This window comes from Demequina rhizosphaerae, assembly GCF_000971255.1.
In the GTDB taxonomy this organism is placed as follows: Bacteria; Actinomycetota; Actinomycetes; order Actinomycetales; family Demequinaceae; genus Demequina; species Demequina rhizosphaerae.
In genome coordinates, this window is sequence record NZ_BBMC01000002.1 from 461,531 (window position 1) to 478,687 (window position 17,157).

At 72.2% G+C, this 17,157-nt stretch carries 15 protein-coding genes; 5 read left to right on the plus strand and 10 right to left on the minus strand.

The genetic code is table 11. The features are described 5' to 3' along the window. Nucleotides 1–2: 2 nt before the first annotated feature. From AOM07_RS02300 to rsmI, 5 genes are all read right to left on the minus strand, one after another. Nucleotides 3–827 carry an aggregation-promoting factor C-terminal-like domain-containing protein gene (locus AOM07_RS02300; protein ID WP_169748110.1) on the minus strand — a complete coding sequence of 275 codons (825 nt, stop codon included), beginning with the start codon at nucleotides 825–827 and terminating at the stop codon, nucleotides 3–5. Nucleotides 828–951: 124 nt separating this feature from the next. Beyond that, on the minus strand, nucleotides 952–1,800 hold the full coding sequence (locus AOM07_RS02305) for a TatD family hydrolase (protein WP_062311006.1): 849 nt from the start codon (nucleotides 1,798–1,800) through the stop codon (nucleotides 952–954). A 3-nt stretch (nucleotides 1,801–1,803) separates the two neighbouring features. Further along, the gene (gene metG / locus AOM07_RS02310) at nucleotides 1,804–3,591 is read right to left on the minus strand and encodes a methionine--tRNA ligase (RefSeq protein WP_062311450.1); all 1,788 of its coding nucleotides are present in this window, start codon (nucleotides 3,589–3,591) and stop codon (nucleotides 1,804–1,806) included. A 165-nt stretch (nucleotides 3,592–3,756) separates the two neighbouring features. Further along, on the minus strand, nucleotides 3,757–4,599 hold the full coding sequence (locus AOM07_RS02315) for a M15 family metallopeptidase (protein WP_062311008.1): 843 nt from the start codon (nucleotides 4,597–4,599) through the stop codon (nucleotides 3,757–3,759). Next, complete coding sequence (gene rsmI / locus AOM07_RS02320; RefSeq protein WP_062311010.1) at nucleotides 4,596–5,435, minus strand: 16S rRNA (cytidine(1402)-2'-O)-methyltransferase; 840 nt, start codon at nucleotides 5,433–5,435, stop codon at nucleotides 4,596–4,598. Before rsmI ends, AOM07_RS02315 begins: the two co-directional genes overlap by 4 nt. Nucleotides 5,436–5,499: 64 nt before the next feature. On the opposite strand from rsmI, the gene AOM07_RS02325 reads away from it, so the two are divergent. Beyond that, nucleotides 5,500–7,017 (plus strand): dolichyl-phosphate-mannose--protein mannosyltransferase, encoded by a 1,518-nt coding sequence (locus AOM07_RS02325; RefSeq protein ID WP_062311012.1) that lies wholly within the window; start codon nucleotides 5,500–5,502, stop codon nucleotides 7,015–7,017. Between the two features lie 9 nt (nucleotides 7,018–7,026). On the opposite strand, the gene AOM07_RS02330 is transcribed toward AOM07_RS02325, so the two are convergent. Then, nucleotides 7,027–7,470, minus strand: coding sequence for an Lrp/AsnC family transcriptional regulator (locus AOM07_RS02330; protein WP_062311013.1), 444 nt, complete (start codon nucleotides 7,468–7,470; stop codon nucleotides 7,027–7,029). A 199-nt stretch (nucleotides 7,471–7,669) separates the two neighbouring features. Between AOM07_RS02330 and AOM07_RS02335 the strand changes: the two genes are divergently transcribed. Next, nucleotides 7,670–8,266, plus strand: coding sequence for an HdeD family acid-resistance protein (locus AOM07_RS02335; protein WP_062311015.1), 597 nt, complete (start codon nucleotides 7,670–7,672; stop codon nucleotides 8,264–8,266). Further along, complete coding sequence (locus AOM07_RS02340; protein ID WP_062311017.1) at nucleotides 8,263–9,474, plus strand: AI-2E family transporter; 1,212 nt, start codon at nucleotides 8,263–8,265, stop codon at nucleotides 9,472–9,474. Before AOM07_RS02335 ends, AOM07_RS02340 begins: the two co-directional genes overlap by 4 nt. Before the next feature lie 62 nt (nucleotides 9,475–9,536). On the opposite strand, the gene AOM07_RS02345 is transcribed toward AOM07_RS02340, so the two are convergent. Both AOM07_RS02345 and AOM07_RS02350 read right to left on the minus strand, forming a co-directional pair. Beyond that, complete coding sequence (locus AOM07_RS02345) at nucleotides 9,537–10,487, minus strand: FKBP-type peptidyl-prolyl cis-trans isomerase (RefSeq protein ID WP_062311019.1); 951 nt, start codon at nucleotides 10,485–10,487, stop codon at nucleotides 9,537–9,539. A 188-nt stretch (nucleotides 10,488–10,675) separates the two neighbouring features. Beyond that, nucleotides 10,676–11,410 carry an SDR family NAD(P)-dependent oxidoreductase gene (locus tag AOM07_RS02350; protein WP_062311021.1) on the minus strand — a complete coding sequence of 245 codons (735 nt, stop codon included), beginning with the start codon at nucleotides 11,408–11,410 and terminating at the stop codon, nucleotides 10,676–10,678. A gap of 217 nt (nucleotides 11,411–11,627) precedes the next feature. Between AOM07_RS02350 and AOM07_RS02355 the strand changes: the two genes are divergently transcribed. Both AOM07_RS02355 and pdxR read left to right on the plus strand, forming a co-directional pair. Then, nucleotides 11,628–12,362: a TSUP family transporter gene (locus tag AOM07_RS02355; RefSeq protein WP_062311023.1), complete on the plus strand. Its 735-nt coding sequence runs from the start codon at nucleotides 11,628–11,630 to the stop codon at nucleotides 12,360–12,362. 20 nt (nucleotides 12,363–12,382) lie between these two features. After that, entirely contained in the window at nucleotides 12,383–13,924 is a 1,542-nt protein-coding gene (gene pdxR / locus AOM07_RS02360; RefSeq protein ID WP_062311025.1) for a MocR-like pyridoxine biosynthesis transcription factor PdxR, read from the plus strand. A gap of 169 nt (nucleotides 13,925–14,093) precedes the next feature. On the opposite strand, the gene AOM07_RS02365 is transcribed toward pdxR, so the two are convergent. After that, on the minus strand, nucleotides 14,094–15,461 hold the full coding sequence (locus AOM07_RS02365; protein WP_062311027.1) for an aspartate aminotransferase family protein: 1,368 nt from the start codon (nucleotides 15,459–15,461) through the stop codon (nucleotides 14,094–14,096). 25 nt (nucleotides 15,462–15,486) lie between these two features. Then, a complete protein-coding gene (locus AOM07_RS02370; RefSeq protein ID WP_062311029.1) occupies nucleotides 15,487–17,157 on the minus strand; it encodes an amidohydrolase in 1,671 nt (556 codons plus the stop codon).

Sequence of the window (17,157 nt, forward strand, 5' to 3'; positions counted from 1 at the left end):
CGTCAGTACCAGCCCACGGACTCGGAGTGGCCCCACGCGGAGCACGGGGTGCCGTAGCGGCCGCTGATGTAGCCGAGGCCCCACGTGATCTGGGTCGCGGGGTTGGTCGCCCAGTCGGCGCCTGCGGTCGCCATCTTCGAGCCGGGCAGGGCCTGCGGGATGCCGTGCGCGCCCGAGTACGGGTTGTGCGCGTTCGGGTTCCAGCCGGACTCGCGCTGCCAGAGCGCGTCGAGGCACGACCACTCGGAGCCGGTCCAGCCGTACATGCTCGCGGCCATCTGCTGGCCGAGGGCGCGGGCGGTACCGGGCGAGACGGACGAGGTCGCCGGGACGGACGTCGACGACGTCGCCTCCTCGACCTCCTCCTTGGTGCCGACCGAGATGACCTCGTCGGTGGGCTGCTCGACGGTGAGCTTGAGCGTCTCGACGCGCGAGACCTCCTCGCCGTCGACGTAGGTGACGTCGTACGTGATGACCTGCGAGCCGGGTTCGCCCTCGGTCACGACCTCCTCGGTGCCCTTCTCGAGGTCCGGGTCGTCCTGCTTGACGGAGCCGGGCTTGATCGCGACCTCCTTGGTCTCCGTCTTGACGACGGCACCGTCGGACTTGTGGGTCGCGATCTCGGGAAGGGCGGCCAGGTCGGCCTGGGTGGCGACGGGCGTGTCGTCGGTGAGGGCGGGCACGGCGGCGGCGGCGATCGAGCCGACGGCGAACGATGCGACGGCGACTCCGAGGCCGACCTGCGTCAGCACGCGGGTCCGCACGCCGCGCTCGACGCGGCGCTCACGGCGCCCGCCAGGCATCGGGTTGGAACGTCGATAGCTCACGTGGTCCTCTCGTCTCGCGACCGGTCGGCCGCGCTTCACTGACGCCTTTTGTCTCATATTGATAACGACGATGTCCAACTCGACTTGAGTCAAGGGGGTTGTGGGATTTACCACACGGCGCCGATTACCAGGGGCCATACAGCGTTTCGGAGGTCTGAGCGACGGTCTCGCACGCGACGGCCAGATCGACGTCGAGGACGCTCGCGACGGTCCGCATCGTCAACGGGACGAGGTACGGGGCGTTGGGCGCGCCGCGGTGCGGGTGCGGCGTGAGGAAGGGCGCGTCGGTCTCGACGAGCACCCGCGACAGCGGCGTCACCGCCAGCGCGGCGCGCAGGCCCTCGGCGTTCTTGAAGGTGACGGTGCCGGCGAACGACAGGTAGTAGCCGCGGTGCGCGCACAGGCGGGCCATCGCGGCGTCGCCCGAGTAGCAGTGGAAGACGGTCACCTCGGGTGCGCCGTCCCGCTCGAGCACGTCGAGCACGTCCGCGTGCGCGTCGCGGTCGTGGATCTGCAGCGGCAGGCCCAGCTCCTTGGCCAGCGCGATGTGGTCGCGGAAGGACCGGATCTGCGCGTCCCGCCCCTCCTCGGAGGTGCGGAAGTAGTCGAGCCCCGTCTCGCCGACGACCCGGATGCGGTCGCGGCGCGCGAGCGCGGCGATCTCCGCGAACGCGTCGTCGTACGACAGCCCGCTGTCGTGGGTGCCGGCCGCGTGCAGCGGCGCCTCGTTGGGATGGAGCGCGACGCCGCCGAGCATCGTCGGGTGGCGGTCCACCGCGTCCGCGGTCCAGCGGGCGGAGTCGACCTCGCACCCGATCTGGACCACGCGGTCGACGCCCACGGCGGCGGCGTCCGCGAGACGCCGCTCGACCGTCAGCTCGGGATCGCCCGCGGGGAACTCGAGGTGGCAGTGGTTGTCGACCACGGCGACCGGCAGCGCCTCCGGCGCGGGCGGCCAGGCTCCGGCGCGCATCGGCTACTCGTCCGCCATCCGCTCGAGCTCCGCCTCGACCATCTCGTCGTCGAGCTTCTGGAAGATCGGCGACGGGGCCGGGACGGCGGTGCCGGCGACCAGGTCCGTGCGCCCCCAGCCGGCCACGGACGCGTAGTCGCCCTGGATGACCGGGTAGTGGCGGTCCGCGAGGTCGAGGTCGGCGACCTCGTTCATCTGCGGCATGGGCGCGAGCACGCCGGTGCCGCCGAGGGCCTCGTGCACCTTCTGCGCGCTGTGCGGCAGGAACGGCGACATCATCGTGTTCGCGTCGGACACCAGCTGGGCCGCGACCGCGAGGACCGTGCGCATGCGCTCCGGGTTCTCGTTCTTGAGCTTCCACGGGGCGGTGTCCGCGAGGTACTTGTTCGCGTCGCCGATCACGCGCATCGTCTCGCTGATCGCGGCGCGCTGGCGCTGCGTGCGGATGTGGTCGCCCACGGTCGTGAACGCCGACTCGGAGGCCGCGAGCGCGGCGCGGTCGACGTCCGCCAGCTCGCCCAGCGCCGGGATCTCGCCCACGTTCTTGTGCAGCAGCGACGCCGTGCGGTTGACGAGGTTGCCCCAGCCGGCGACGAGCTCGTCGTTGTTGCGGCGCTTGAACTCGGCCCACGTGAAGTCCGCGTCCGAGGTCTCCGGGCCCGCGACGGCGATGAAGTAGCGCAGCGCGTCGGGCTGGTAGCGGGACAGCATGTCGCGCACGTAGATGACGTGGCCGCGCGACGAGGAGAACTTGGCGGACTCCATCGTGAGGAACTCGCTCGAGACCACCTCGGTGGGGAGCTGGAGGTCGCCGAACTCGCTGAGCGACCCGCCCCGCGCGCCGCGGCCGTTGGCGGCGATGAGCTCGCCGGGCCAGATCTGCGAGTGGAAGGTGATGTTGTCCTTGCCCATGAAGTAGTAGGACAGGGCCGCCGGGTCGTTCCACCACTGACGCCACGCGTCCGGGTCGCCCGAGCGGCGCGCCCACTCGATCGAGGCGCTCAGGTAGCCGATGACCGCGTCGAACCACACGTACAGGCGCTTGGCCGGGTTGTCCTCCCAGCCCTCGAGCGGCACCGGGATGCCCCAGTCGATGTCGCGCGTCATCGCGCGCGGGCGCACGTCGACGAGCAGGTTCTTGGAGAAGTTCATGACGTTGGGGCGCCAGCCCTGGCGCGAGCCGAGCCAGTCGGTGAGCGGCTGCACGAGCGCCGGCAGGTCGAGGAAGAAGTGCTCGGTCTCGACGAACTTGGGGGTCTCGCCGTTGATGCGGGACACCGGGTTCTTGAGGTCGATCGCGTCGAGCTGGTTGCCGCAGTTGTCGCACTGGTCGCCGCGCGCGCCGTCGTAGCCGCAGATGGGGCACGTGCCCTCGATGTAGCGGTCGGGCAGCGTGCGTCCGGTCGACGGGGAGATCGCGCCGCGGGTGGTCTCCGACAGCATGTAGCCGTTCGCGTGCACGGCCTTGAACATGGCCTGCGCGACGGCATAGTGGTTGCCGGTGGTGGTGCGGGTGAAGAGGTCGTAGGACAGGCCCAGCTGGGTGAGGTCCTCGACGATGACGCGGTTGTAGCGGTCCGCGAGCTCCTGCGGGCTCACGCCCTCGCCCTCGGCCTGGACGAGGATCGGCGTGCCGTGCTCGTCGGTGCCCGAGACCATCAGGACGTCGTTGCCGGCGAGGCGCATGTAGCGGCTGAAGACGTCCGAGGGGACGCCGAACCCGGCGACGTGACCGATGTGGCGGGGGCCGTTGGCGTACGGCCAGGCGACCGCGGACAGGATGCGTGACATGGCGTCCATCCTAGTGTTCGCGGAGGGGTCGTCCTCCTGGCGGGCGACGATGCGCGAACTGCGAGGATTCCGGGTGAGAACCGGGCGCTTCTCGCCTGCGGATCCCCAGGTAATCGATGCACGCGGGCAGGGCGCGGGCCGAGGTGCGGGGCGGGCCCTGCCCCCCTACCGATAGTCGGGCGCGGGATCGAGCGCGAAGTACTCCTCGAGGGTGGCGATGCCGCCCTCGTGCATCGCGGCGGCGACCTCGAGCCCCACGTAGCGCAGGTGCCACGGCTCGTAGATGTAGCCGGTCACCGCGTCCGAGCCCTCGGGATAGCGCACGATGAACCCGTGCTCCCACGCGTGCGCCGCCAGGTACTGGCCCGCCGCGGTGGTCGCGAAGCACGCCTGGAGCGTGCACACGCCGTTGCCCACGTCGGCGGCGAGACCGGTCTGGTGCTCGGAGTACCCGGGCCGCGCGGAGAAGCGGTCCGCGCCGGCCTGCCCCCGCGAGCGCGAGTAGCCCGTGTAGAGGGAGCTCTGGAGGTCGTACGCGCGGTAGCCGGTCGAGATGGAGAAGCCGGCGCCCTCCTCCACCGCCGCGTCGTGCAGCGCCGTCATGGCCGCCGCGGCCTCCGCGCGCATCGTCACCCCGCCGGGGATGCCCTCGACCGTGACGAGGTCCTCCGGCACGTAGTCCGCGGGGTCGAGCGGCCGCTGCTTGTTGACGACCACGGTGAGCGACGCGGGGTCGTCGACGTCGGGCGCCGTCACCTCGACCAGCGGCGTGCGCGCGGCCGCGGGCTCCGGGGAGGCGGTGATCGCCGCGAGGGACGATGCGGTGGGCGAGGGCGTCGGCGAGGAGGCGGCGACGGTCGCGGCGGCGGGCTCGGTGCCCGCCACGAGCGGCCACTCCTCGGGCGGCGGGACGAGCGCGCCCGCGCCGAGCCCGAGCCCGAAGCACGACGAGGCGACGACGGCGGCGGGGACGAGGCGGCGCCGGCGACGCGGCGACGCCGCGCTCACCCGGCGGCCCGCGCCGCCAGCACCGCGGCGTAGAGCTCGCGGCTGGGGACCCCCGCCGTCGCGGCGACGTCCGCCACCGCGGCCTTGGCCCGCTCCCCCGCGGCCACGCGGGCGAGCACCTCGTCGACCAGGGCGGGGACGCCGGGCGCCTCCGCCGCGCGACCCTCGACCGTCACGACGATCTCGCCGCGCGGCTCCTTCTCCCCGGCCCACGCGGCGAGCTCCGCGAGCGTGCCGCGACGGGTCTCCTCGTACGTCTTGGTGAGCTCGCGCGACACGGACGCGCGGCGGTCGCCGCCCCACGCCTCGGCCATGGCCGCGAGCGTCGCGGCGAGCCGGTGCGGCGCCTCGAAGAAGACGAGCGTGCGCTCCTCGGTGGCGAGCGACCCCAGGCGGGTCGCGCGCTCCCCCGGCTTGCGCGGCAGGAAGCCCTCGAACGCGAAGCGGTCGGTCGGCAGCCCCGACAGCGCGAGCGCCGCGAGCGCTGCCGACGGTCCCGGCAGCACGGTGACGTCGACGCCCGCGGCCGCGGCGGCCTCGACCACCCGGAAGCCGGGGTCGGACACCGCGGGCATGCCCGCGTCGGACACGACGACGACGGTGTCCCCGGCGCCGGCGCGCGCGACGAGCGCCGCCGCGGAGTCGCCCTCGTTGTGGTCGTGGTGCGCGACGGTCTCACCCTGGATCCGGATCCCGAGCCGACCCGCCAGGTCGCGCAGCCGGCGCGTGTCCTCGGCGGCGACCACGTCCGCGGTCGCGAGCGCCTCGCGCAGCCGATCGGACGCGTCGCCGACGTTCCCGATGGGCGTCGCGGCGAGCACGATCCGTCCAGTCATGTCCCCAGGGTCGCACACGCCGCGGCGCGGCCGGACCGGCACCGCGCGCGGCTAGGCTTCGCGTGTGAATCTCGCGACGCTGTGGCGCTGGCGCGCCGCCCTCATGGCCGTCGGCGTCGGCGTCCTGGCCGCGATCCTCCGCCTCGCGTCGCTGTCGGATCCCCACGCGCTCGTGTTCGACGAGGTCTTCTACGCGCGCGGCGGGTACTCGCTCACCGAGCTGGGCTACGAGGGCGACTGGACGGGCGACGACCAGGCCTTCGTGTCGGGCGACACGTCGGGGCTCACGACCGAGGGCGACTACGTCGTGCACCCCATGGTCGGGAAGCTGCTCATCGCGCTGGGCATCGAGATCTTCGGCAACGACCCGTTCGGCTGGCGCGTCGTCGGCGCGGTGCTCGGCGCGCTCACCGCGGTGCTCGTGGCGCTCGCCGCGCGACGCCTGTTCCGGTCGACGCTGTGGGGCGGCGTCGCGGGCGTGCTCGTCGCGGTCGACGGCGAGGCCATCGTGCTGTCGCGCACCGCGATCCTCGACGGCTACCTCGCGTTCTTCGTCGCGCTCGGCTTCTGGCTGCTGGTGGTCGACCGGGACCGGACGCGCGCGCGGCTCGAGGAACGGGTCGCGCACGCGCGGAGAGAGCTCGGCCTGGCGCCCGATGCGCCGCTGCCCGGGCTCGGCCCGCGCACCGGCATCCGCTGGTGGCGGCTCGCGGCGATCCTCGCCTTCGCGCTCGCCGGCTCGGTGAAGTGGTCCGGCTTCTACTTCGCGGCCGTGCTGCTCGTGCTGTCCGTGGTGTGGGACGTGCTCGCGCGCCGCGACGTGGGATGCGAGCGGTGGTTCGCCGGGGCCTTCGCGCGGGCGGTCCCCGCGGGGCTCGCGACGCTCGTCATCGTTCCGGTGGTCTACGTCGCGACGTGGGCGAACTGGTTCCTCACCGACGGCTCGTACGACCGGCATTGGGCGGAGGACCACCCCGGCGAGGGCCTCACGTGGCTGCCGGATGCGCTCAACTCGCTGGTCCACTACCACCTGCAGATGTGGGACTTCCACACGGGCCTCACCACCGAGCACAACTACATGTCCAACCCGTGGCTGTGGCTGGTGCAGTGGCGGCCCACGGCCTTCTACTTCGAGGACGTGCCGGACGTCGACTGTGGCGCCGAGCGGTGCGTGAGCGCGGTCCACGCGCTGGGCAACCCGCTGCTGTGGTGGCTCGCGACCGCCGCGCTCGTGTGGGCGCTGTGGCGGGTGATCCGCCGCGGCGACATCCTCGCGCTGTCGGTGTCCGCAGGCGTGCTCGCCGGCTGGGTGCCGTGGCTGCCGTACGCCTACCGCACGATCTTCACGTTCTACTCGGTCGCGTTCATGCCGTTCATGGTGCTCACGCTCGTGTGGGCGCTAAGGCGCATCGCGCAGCCGGACGAGCTCGAGGGCGGCTGGTCGCGCCGCGGCACCATCGCGGTCGGCTGCATCCTCGCCGCGATCCTGCTGGTCTCGGGGCTGTTCATGCCGCTGTGGGTGGGCACACCCATCCCGTTCCGCTACTGGCAGGCGCACATGTGGCTGCCCAGCTGGATCTGACGGGCCCGCTCAGCCGTCGCGGTGCTCGATGAGCCGCGACAGGATGATCGCGCTGCGGGTCTTGTCGACCTGCGGCGCGAGCCGCACGTGCTCGAGCGCCGCCTCGAGGTCCGTCATCGTCGAGGCGCGCAGCCGGACGATCGCGTCCGCCTGCCCCGTGACCGTGAAGGCCTCGACGACGTTGGGGATCGACTTGAGGATGCGCCGGAGCTCGTCGGGCGCGACCGTGCCCGTGCAGAACACCTCGACATAGGCCTCGGTGCCGGCTCCGTCGAGCTCGGGGTCGAGGCGCACATGGAATCCCTGGATGGCGCCGTCGGCCACCATCCGATCGACTCGACGCTTCACCGCCGACGGTGACAGGCCGATGCGCGCGCCCATCTCCGCATAGCTGGCGCGGCCGTCCACGCGCAGCTCCGCGATGATGCGTCGGTCCAGGTCGTCGAGCGACATGACTGCTCCCCCCTCGCAAGCAACCTGCATCCGAGCGACCATTCTCGCACGCAAGGGGCGCATTGTGCACAAAAGCCTCACCATTGCATCGTCAGCACGCGCGTATGGACGCCCCGCGGAGATTCCGTCACGCCGCGCCTCGGCGGCGGTAGCGTGAGATCAGCCGCCACGCGGAGGCGGGTCCGCGAGAGGAGCTCTCATGCAGGAGACCAGGAACATCGGCTTCGAGCTGGACGCGCGGGAGCTGACCGCGCGCGCGATCACGGCGGTGCGCGTGATGTTCGCCGTGCTGGGCATCGTCGCGCTCGGCGTCGGCATCGCGCTCATGGTGTGGCCCGGGCACACGCTCAGCGTGGGCGCGGTGCTGATCGGCATCTACTTCGCGGTCGCGGGCGTGGCCCGCATCGCGATGGGCATCCTCGGCTCGGCGCTGTCGGGCGGCCTGCGCGCCCTCGCGATCATCATGGGAGTGCTCATGCTCCTCGCGGGCGTCATCACGCTCCGGAATCTCGAGGCCTCCGCGGCGGTGCTGCTGCTCGTGGTCGCCATCACCATCGGCATCGGCTGGATCATCGACGGCATCATGGTGCTCGTCGAGTCCGGGAAGGCACGATCGCGCGGCTGGGCGATCACGTACGGCATCATCAGCATCATCGCCGGCGCGGTCGTGCTCGGCTCGCCCGCGATCACCGCCACCGTGCTCGTGTGGATCGCCGCGTTCGTCTTCGTCGTGCTCGGCATCGTCGGCCTCGTGCGCGCCTTCACGTTCGGCCGGCACACGGAGGCCGCGCTGTGAGCGCCGACGCCTCGTCGCCCGACACCGAGGAGCTCCCGGAGGACGTCGCGCGCGCGGCGGCCGTGCAGGCGGCGCAGCGCGCGGAGGAGCCCGCCCCGCTCTGGGTCGACGCGTTCGTCCGGCGCTCCCTCTGGCGCGCCGTGGGCGTGGTCCTCCTCGTCCTCGCGGCGATCTGGGTCGCGTTCCAGATGCGCCACCTCATCGGGATCCTGGTGTTCTCCCTGTTCATCGCCCTCGCGATGCTGCCGGGCGTCACGATGCTGCACCGCCGCTACGGGATGCGTCGCGGTGCGGCCGTGGGGCTGATGTACCTCGCCGCGGTGCTGCTCGGCGTGTTCATGGTCGCGGTGCTCATCCCCGCGATCGCGCGCTTCGCCGACGCCGTCCACGACAACCTCCCCGGCTGGACGTCCGCCCTGAGCGAGTGGAGCCAGGACGTGCTGGGGCTCCCGATCGACACCACCGGGACGGACGACGCCCTCACCAGCTTCTCCGACCTCATGGCGACGTGGTCGGACGAGGTGCTCGGGATCGTGACCTCCGGCATCGGGCTGATCTTCGACCTCTTCACCGTCGCGATGTTCGCGTTCTACATCGCCGCCCAGTGGCCGCAGATCATGCGCGCGTTCATGTCACGCATGCCCCCGGCCCGCCAGCGCACGTTCGCGTGGATCGCGGACACGTCGATCGAGCAGACGGGCGGCTACTTCTACTCGCGCGTGCTCCTCATGGGCGTATGCGGCGGCCTCGCCTTCGTCGTGATGCTGCTCATCGGGCTGCCGCTCGTCTACGCGATCCCGCTCGCGCTGTTCATGGGCTTCGTGTCCGAGTTCATCCCGTTCATCGGCACCTACATCGGGGCGGCGCTGCCGATCATCATCGTGCTCGCGGTGCAGGGCCTCGTGCCGGCGCTCATCCTGCTCGCGTGGGTGCTCGTCTACCAGCAGGCCGAGAACTACTGGCTGAGCCCCCGCTTCTCGTCCCAGACGATGGAGCTCAACGGCGCGGTCGCGTTCGGCGGCGCCCTCGCGGGCGGCGCGATCGCCGGACCTCTGGGCGCCTTCATGGCGCTGCCCGTCGCGGCGCTCATCACCGCGATCGTCAAGAACTCGGGGCGGACCTACGACGTCATCACGATCGACGACGCGAGCCCCGCCGCCGAGCCGGTCCGCGCATCGTCCCCCGCGAAGGACGCGCCGGAGGGCTGACCCGGCCCCGAACGCGACGAAGGCCCCGGCGGATGCCGGGGCCTTCGTGCGTGACGCGAGGGTCAGCTCGCGGCGAGGATGTCCACGACGAACACGAGCGTCGAGTCCGCCGGGATGGTGTCGGACTCCTGGTCGCCGTACGCGAGGTCCGGCGGGATGACGAGGAGCACCTGGCTGCCGACCGTCTGGCCGGCGAGGCCGTCGACCCAGCCGTCGATGAGCGAGCCGGACGCGAGCGTGAACGAGGTCGCGGCGCCGCGGTCCCACGACGAGTCGAACTGGTCGCCCTTCCAGATCCAGCCGGTGTAGTGCACCGTGATCTGGTCGCCCTCCTGGACCTTCTCGCCGTCGCCCTCGATGAGCGGCTGGACGACGAGCTCCTCGGGCTTCTTGCCCGCGTCGGAGAAGTCGATGGACGGCATGCCGTCGTCGTCGAGAGTGACGGTCGGGAGGTCCTTCGCGGGCTCGACGGCCGTGCCCTCGGCGCGCGCGAGCGGGGTCACCGCGCTCGAGGCGGTGACGGCCATGACGACCGCGGCCCCGTCCTCGGAGGAGGTGTCGGGGTACACGTAGAGGAGGTCGGTGCCGACCTGCTGACCGAGGAGCGCGTCGTAGAGGTCCTCGACGACCTGGCCGTCGGCCATGGTGACGACCTCGGGCGTGCCCGCCTCGAAGGTCGAGTAGATCTGCGAGGCGTCCGTGCCGGAGTAGACGACGTAGTCGAGGGTGACGTTCTGGCCCTCCTCGATGACCTCGCCCTCACCGTCCGCGATGTGACGCGTGGCGATGTCGGTGACGGTCAGCGGGGTGTCGAAGGTCAGCTCCGGGACGCCGTCCTTGTCGTTCCACTCGATGGTCTCGAGCGCGGCGGCATCGGCGGCGGGGTCGACGGCGGTCTCGGTCGAGGCCGAGGCGGACGGCGACGCGTCCGACTCCGAGGCGGGGCTGCACGCGGCCAGGCCGAGCACGGCGATGGAGCCGAGCACGACGGCGCTCAGTGCGTTCTTCTTCATGGATCTCCTCACGGGGGTCGTCCGCATCGATCGCGGCGGCGCGCGGGACGCAGGGTCGACCCGGTAACCGATGGGCCCGCGCCACGGTTCCCGGACCGACCGCGTCCTGATGCGGCCGTGACCTCCCGCGCGGGGCACCCGACCAGGGTACTCGCCCATCCTGGGAGCTTGCTGTGACCCTCCCCGGCTCAGATCTCGCGGTGGACCACCTGCGCGGAGGTCTGCGCGGTCGCGAGCATGAGGATCTGGTCGATGTTGACGTGCTTGGGGCGCGAGGCGACCCAGCGGACCGCGTCCGCGATGTCCTCGGCGCTCATCGGGGTGACGCCCTCGTAGACCTTCGCGGCCTTCTCGGCGTCGCCGCCGAAGCGCACGAGCGAGAACTCGGTCTCGACCATGCCCGGGTCGATCTCGGACACGCGGACCGGCTGGCCCAGCAGCTCGATGCGGAGCACGCGCGTCATCGCCGCGACGGCGTGCTTGGCGGCGTTGTAGCCGCCGCCGCCCTTGTAGGGCTCGCGCGCCGCGATCGAGCCGATGTTGATGACCTGGCCGTCGCCCGACGCCACGAGCTTGGGCAGCAGCGCCTTGGTGACCCGCAGCGTGCCGAGCACGTTGACGTCGTACATCCACTGCCACTCGTCGGTGTCGCCCTCGGCGATCGACGAGGTGCCGAGCGCGCCGCCCGCGTTGTTGAGCAGCAGGTCGCACGACTCGATCGCGTCACAGAACGCGTCGACGGACTCCTGGTCCGTGACGTCGAGGCGGAGCGCGGTGCCGCCGATCTCCTCCGCGAGCGCCTCGAGGCGGTCCACGCGGCGCGCGCCGAGGATCACGTGCCAGCCGTCCGCGGCGAGGGCCCGCGCGCTCGCCGCGCCGATCCCGCTGCTCGCTCCGGTGACGACCGCCGTCCGCTGTGCCATTGCTGCTCTCCGTTCTCGTGTGGATGCCGGCCGGATCCCCGGCGGCCTGCGACCACTATGACTGGCCGGTCCCCGGGGAGCCAGGGCCAGTCGATGCCCGGCACCGGGTGCCACAGTGTTTCCCGGGCGTAACGTCTGGCCGCCCGGAAGGGCCCGTCGTGGACCTGGCCCGCGTGCGCGGGGGCCAGCAGGATCGGACCATGATCGCGAGGCACGGATGACGGCGGCGGCGTGGATCGCCGCGGGCATGGTCGTGGCGCTCGCGACGGTGGTGCAGTCCGCGACCGGGATGGGCTTCGGCATCGTCGCGGTGCCGCTGCTCGTGCTCGTCGCGCCCGAGCTGGGCATCGGCGCGGTGCTCGCGATCACCGTGGTCGTCATGCTGGTCGCCACATGGACGGAGCGGCGCTGGCTGCACCGCGGCGACCTCGTGCGCGCGTCCGTCGCCGCCGTGCCCGGCATCCTCGTCGGCACGCTCGTCGCGCACGTCACCCCCACCGCGGCGACCCAGGTGGTCGTGGGCGCGGTGGTCGTCGCCGCATCGGCCCTGTCCCTGCTCGCATGGCGCGCGCGCATGACCCCCGCGAGCGTGGCGCTCGCCGGCGGGCTCGGCGGCGCGCTCACGCCGATCGCCGCGCTCCCCGGGCCGCCGATGGCGGTGGTCTACCGGCCCGACGAGGTGAGGACGATGCGCGCGACCCTGTCCGCGTACTTCGCCGTCACCTCGGTGCTCTCGCTGGTGTCGCTATCCTTGTCGGCGGGCAGGGCCGGAGCGGGCCCGCTCGGACTCGATGCGCTGGCAGGGCTCGCGCTCGCTCCCGCCGTGATCGTCGGCGCGCTCGTGGCCGCTCCCCTGGTGAGCAGGATCCCCGCGAGCGCGGTGCGGACCGCGGCCCTGGTGCTGTCGCTCGTGTCCGGAGCGGTCCTGGCCGCGCGCGGGCTCGCCGCGTGAGGCCGGCCCAGGAGGGACGCATGACCAGCGAACGCGACATCGAGACCGACGAGGCCTTCGGCGACCGCGCGCGCCAGTACCTCGATCCCGACAGCCGCGAGCCCCTGTTCCAGCAGGTGCGCCGCTTCCTCGAGCAGTCGCTGCTCGAGGGGCGCTTCAAGCCGCACCGCCCGCTGCCCTCGTCGCGTCACCTCGCGGGCGTCCTCGGGGTGTCCCGCAACACCGTCTCGGCCGCCTACCAGGAGCTCACCGCGCTCGGCCTCATCGAGTCGCGCCCGCGCTCGGGCCTCTACCCCGCCGCCGAGCGCCTCGCGACGGCCCAGCCCGGCGCATCGTCCACGCCCCAGCCGGCCCGCGCTCCGCACCACCGCTCGGTGCCGACCGGCCAGGTCGACTGGCAGGCGCGCCTGCCGCGCCCGCTCGGCGAGGACCTCCAGCACGCGGCCGCCCACCCGGACTGGAACCGCTACCCCTTTCCGTTCCTGCCCGGACAGCCCGAGCTGTCATCGTTCCCGGCGCGCGCCTGGCTGCGCGCGCTCAACGACGCGCTCGCCGGCCCGCACATGGCGGCGAGCCTGCGCGACTCCGTCGACGCGGACGACGAGCTGCTCGTCAAGGCGATCTGCCGCGAGATCCTGCCGCCGCGCGGCATGTCCGTGAGCCCGTCCGAGGTCATCATCACCAACGGCGCGCAGCAGGCGCTGTCGCTGCTCGCGGACCTGCTCATCGAGCCGGGCAACACGGTGAGCGTGGAGAACCCCGGCTACGTCGACGCGTGGCACATCTTCCGCAACGCGGGCGCGACGCTGCACCCCGTCGAGGTCGACGCGTCGGGCGCGCGGGTGTCGAAGGCCGATGCGGCGCGCTCGGAGTTCGTCTACCTCACCCCGAGCCACCACCACCCGACCTCGGTCACCACGTCCTACTCGCGCCGCGCGGCGATCCTGCGCGCGGCCCAGTCCGAGGACGCGCTCATCATCGAGGACGACTTCGACTCCGAGGTGCGCTTCAAAGGCCGGCCGACGCCGTCGCTCAAGTCGCTCGACCGCACCGGCCGCGTCATCTACGTGGGCACATTCTCGAAGTTCGTGGCGCCGGGCCTGCGGCTGGGCTTCGTCGTGGCCGATGCGGCGCTCATCGCCGCGCTCCGGGAGCGCCGGCGCTACCTCACCAAGCACCCGTCGGGCCACCTGCAGCGCGCGCTCGGGCTCTTCATCGAGTCCGGCGAGTACCACCGCGCGCTGCGCCAGCACCGCCGCCACCTCGTCCGCAAGTGGGAGGTGCTCACCGAGGAGCTCGAGCGCCACCTGCCGTTCCCGCTGGGCCCGGTGCCCGCGGGCGGGCTGAGCGTGTGGGTGACCGGCCCCGAGGGCTTCGACGGCACGCGCGCCGCGGCGCTGGCGCGCGGCAAGGGCGTGCTGGTCGACGCCGGCGAGCGCTTCTACCTCGAGGGCGCCCGCAGGAACCACATCCGCGTGGGCTTCAACACGATCCCGCTGCAGGCGATCCCGCGCGGCGTCGAGCTGCTGGGCGAGGCGATCCGCGAGCAGCTCGCCGAGTAGCGCGGAGACCCCTCCACGCGGGTGGGGCACTCCCCCACCAGAAGACCCGATGTGAACGGGCGACATGCCCGGATCGGGTGCCCCGCGCATCGTCGCGCGTGGAGAGGTCCCCGGGAGACGGAAGGGAGGGGACGGTGCTGGGCCCGTCCCCTCCCGGTCTCGCGTCGGGCTACACCAGCGCCGGCAAGCGCACCCCCTCGTAGGCCGCGTCCGCGACCTCGAGCGCCTCGTCGAGGATCTCGAGGCCCTCGCGGGCCTCCTCGTCGGTGATGGTGCACGGCGGCACGATGTGGATCCGGTGGAACTGGTTGAACAGCAGCAGGCCCGCCTTCCGCGCCGCGGCGAGCACGCCGGTGACCGCCGGGGCCGCGCCGCCGTAGGGCGCGAGCGGCTCCTTCGTCTCCCGGTCCTTGACCAGGTCGAGCGCCCAGAAGACGCCGAGGCCGCGGACCTCGCCGATCGCCGGGTGGCGGTCCTGCATCGCGCGCAGCTCGGGGCCGAAGACCTCGGCCCCCACGCGGGCGGCGTTCTCCACCACCTGCTCCTCGTGCATCGCCTCGATGGTCGCGACGGCGGCCGCCGCGGCCAGCGGGTGGCCCGAGTAGGTGAGCCCGCCCGGGTACGCGCGCTCGTCGAACGTCGCCGCGATCTCGTCACGGATGATGACGCCGCCCATGGGCACGTAGCCGGAGTTCACGCCCTTGGCGAAGGTGATGAGGTCCGGCGTGATGCCGTAGTGGTCGATCGCGAACCAGGCGCCGGTGCGGCCGAAGCCGGCCATGACCTCGTCGCAGATCATGACGATGCCGAAGCGGTCGCACAGCTCTCGGACGCCCGCGAGGTAGCCCGGCGGCGGCGGCATGATGCCCGACGTGCCGGGCACCGTCTCGAGGACGATCGCGGCGATGGTGCCGGGGCCCTCGAACGTGATCATCTGCTCGAGGTGCTCGAGGGCGCGGTCGCACTCCTCCTGCTCGGTGGTCGCGTTGAACGGCGAGCGGTAGAGGAACGGCCCGAAGAAGTGGACCGTGCCGGCGGGCACGAACTCGTTCGGGAAGCGGCGCGGGTCGCCGGTCACCTGGATGGCCGTCGCGGTGGAGCCGTGGTAGCTCCGGTACTGCGACATCACCTTGGTGCGCCCGGTGTGCAGGCGCGCCATGCGGATCGCGTTCTCGATGGACTCCGCGCCGCCGTTGGTGAAGAACACCTTGTTCATGCCCTCGGGCGCGAGGTCGGTGATGAGCTGCGCGGCCTTGGAGCGCTTGTCGTTGGCGTGCGCCGGCGCGATGGTCGCGAGCGTCGCGGCCTGCTCCTGGATCGCCGCCACGACCTTCGGGTGCTGGTGGCCCACGTTCGTGTAGACCAGCTGCGACGAGAAGTCGAGGTACTTGTTGCCGTCGGCGTCCCACAGGTAGGAACCCTCGCCGCCGGTGATCACCATCGGGTCGAGCGCCTTCTGCGCGGACCACGAGTGGAAGACGTGCGCGCGGTCGAGCTCGTAGGCCTCGCGGCCCGCGGGGTCGTTCGGGATGGGCATCTCAGTCTCCTTCGGTGGTGCCGGGTCAGACGGTCGCGTGGACCGGGGACGGGAAGTGGACGCCGCCGACGACGGTGCCGAGGACGTTGATGTCGCGCAGCTCCTTGGCCTCCGCGACCTCGAACGGGTCGCGGTCGAGCACCGCGAAGTCCGCGAACTTGCCCGGCACGATCGAGCCGACGAGGTGGTCGAGCTTGAGCAGGTAGGCCGGGCCGATGGTGATGGCCTCGAGGGCCTCCTTGACCGAGATGCGCTCGGCGTCGCCCCACGAGCGGCCCGTCGGGGTGCGACGCTCGGCCGCGTACGACGCGGTCGCCAGCGGGTCCAGCGGCGTCACCGGGGTGTCGCAGTGGAGGGCGATCGTGACGCCCGAGTCCAGCGCGGTGCGGGCGGCGTTCATGCGCTGCACGCGGTCCGGGCCCACGGTGAGGTCGATGTGCTGGTCGCCCCAGTACCAGATGTGGTTGGAGAAGATGTTGGCGCCCATGCCCAGCTCGGCCATGCGCTTGTACTGCGCGCGGGTGGTGAGCTGCGAGTGGGTGACGGTGTGGCGGTGGTTCCAGCGCGGGGACTCCGCGAGAACCTCCTCGACGGCGTCGCAGAAGACCTCGGTCGCCTCGTCGCCGTTGCAGTGCACGTGGATGTTGAGGCCGGCCTTGTGGAAGGCGCTCACCTGCGCGCGGAAGGTCTCCGCGTCGGTGTTCCAGATGCCGTCGTCGTGGCCGCACACGTAGCCCGGGTCCTGCAGCTTCGCGGTGTGCTGCTGGATCGAGCCGTCGAGCATGAGCTTGACGGTGCCCAGGTGCAGCTTGTCGTTGCCCTTGCCCTGCACCGACTTGACCAGCGCGGCCATGCCCTCGGCCTCCTCGGCGGACTTGGTCATGCCGCCGAAGGTCGCGGGCACGAGGCGCAGCGAGAAGTCCTCGCGGCCGGTGACCTCGGCGAGCAGCTCGAGGCCGCCGGGGCGGACCGCGTCGAAGCTCGCGAGGTCGGTGGCGGTGGTGCAGCCGTGGTTGCGGGCGTCCGCGGCGAAGTCGTACATGCCCTTCTCGGAGGTCATGCCCTTGGAGAAGTCCATGCCGAGCGCGGCCATCACGGGCATCATCGCGCCCATCTCCTGCAGCTCGCCGGTGGGGAGGCCGTCCTCGCCCTTGACGACGCCCTCGATGTCGGTGTCCGCGCCGTAGCCGGCCTTGTCGAGCAGCACCGAGTTGGCGGTGGCGACGTGGCCGCTCGCGTGGATCACGTAGATGCCGCGGGTGCTGCTGACGGAGTCGAGCGCGTGGCGGTCGAGGGTCTCGCCCGGGTGGAAGAGCATGTCGAGCCCGCGCGCGTTGAGGACCTCGCCCTCCGGCAGCGCCGCGTCCCACGCCTTGAGCGCGTCGAGGACACCCTGCCACGACTGCGCGCCGGCGAGCGGCGTGCCGTCCGGGGTCATGCGCGGGAAGTAGCCCAGGTAGAACGGGCTGTCCATGCCCGCACCCATGTGCGAGTGCGCCTCGACGAAGCCCGGCGCGAGCACCTGGTCCGCGTAGCGGTCGTCGACCTCGGCGCCGGGATAGGTCGCGAGCAGCACCTCGGGGGTGCCGACGGCGAGGATCGTGGAGCCGCGCACGGCGACGGCGGTGCCGGTCGGGACGGCGTCGTCCAGGGTCCGGACGAGCTTCGCGGTGAGGATGGTGACGGTCTCGGTCAT

Coding starts and splice junctions, on each gene's coding strand:
- AOM07_RS02345 (WP_062311019.1), bottom strand. CDS start 10,487: ATGAAGAAGAACGCACTGAGCGCCGTCGTGCTCGGCTCCATCGCCGTG.
- metG (WP_062311450.1), bottom strand. CDS start 3,591: ATGTCACGCATCCTGTCCGCGGTCGCCTGGCCGTACGCCAACGGCCCC.
- AOM07_RS02305 (WP_062311006.1), bottom strand. CDS start 1,800: ATGCGCGCCGGAGCCTGGCCGCCCGCGCCGGAGGCGCTGCCGGTCGCC.
- AOM07_RS02350 (WP_062311021.1), bottom strand. CDS start 11,410: ATGGCACAGCGGACGGCGGTCGTCACCGGAGCGAGCAGCGGGATCGGC.
- AOM07_RS02370 (WP_062311029.1), bottom strand. CDS start 17,157: ATGACCGAGACCGTCACCATCCTCACCGCGAAGCTCGTCCGGACCCTG.
- AOM07_RS02330 (WP_062311013.1), bottom strand. CDS start 7,470: ATGTCGCTCGACGACCTGGACCGACGCATCATCGCGGAGCTGCGCGTG.
- AOM07_RS02365 (WP_062311027.1), bottom strand. CDS start 15,461: ATGCCCATCCCGAACGACCCCGCGGGCCGCGAGGCCTACGAGCTCGAC.
- AOM07_RS02355 (WP_062311023.1), top strand. CDS start 11,628: ATGACGGCGGCGGCGTGGATCGCCGCGGGCATGGTCGTGGCGCTCGCG.
- pdxR (WP_062311025.1), top strand. CDS start 12,383: ATGACCAGCGAACGCGACATCGAGACCGACGAGGCCTTCGGCGACCGC.
- AOM07_RS02335 (WP_062311015.1), top strand. CDS start 7,670: ATGCAGGAGACCAGGAACATCGGCTTCGAGCTGGACGCGCGGGAGCTG.
- rsmI (WP_062311010.1), bottom strand. CDS start 5,435: ATGACTGGACGGATCGTGCTCGCCGCGACGCCCATCGGGAACGTCGGC.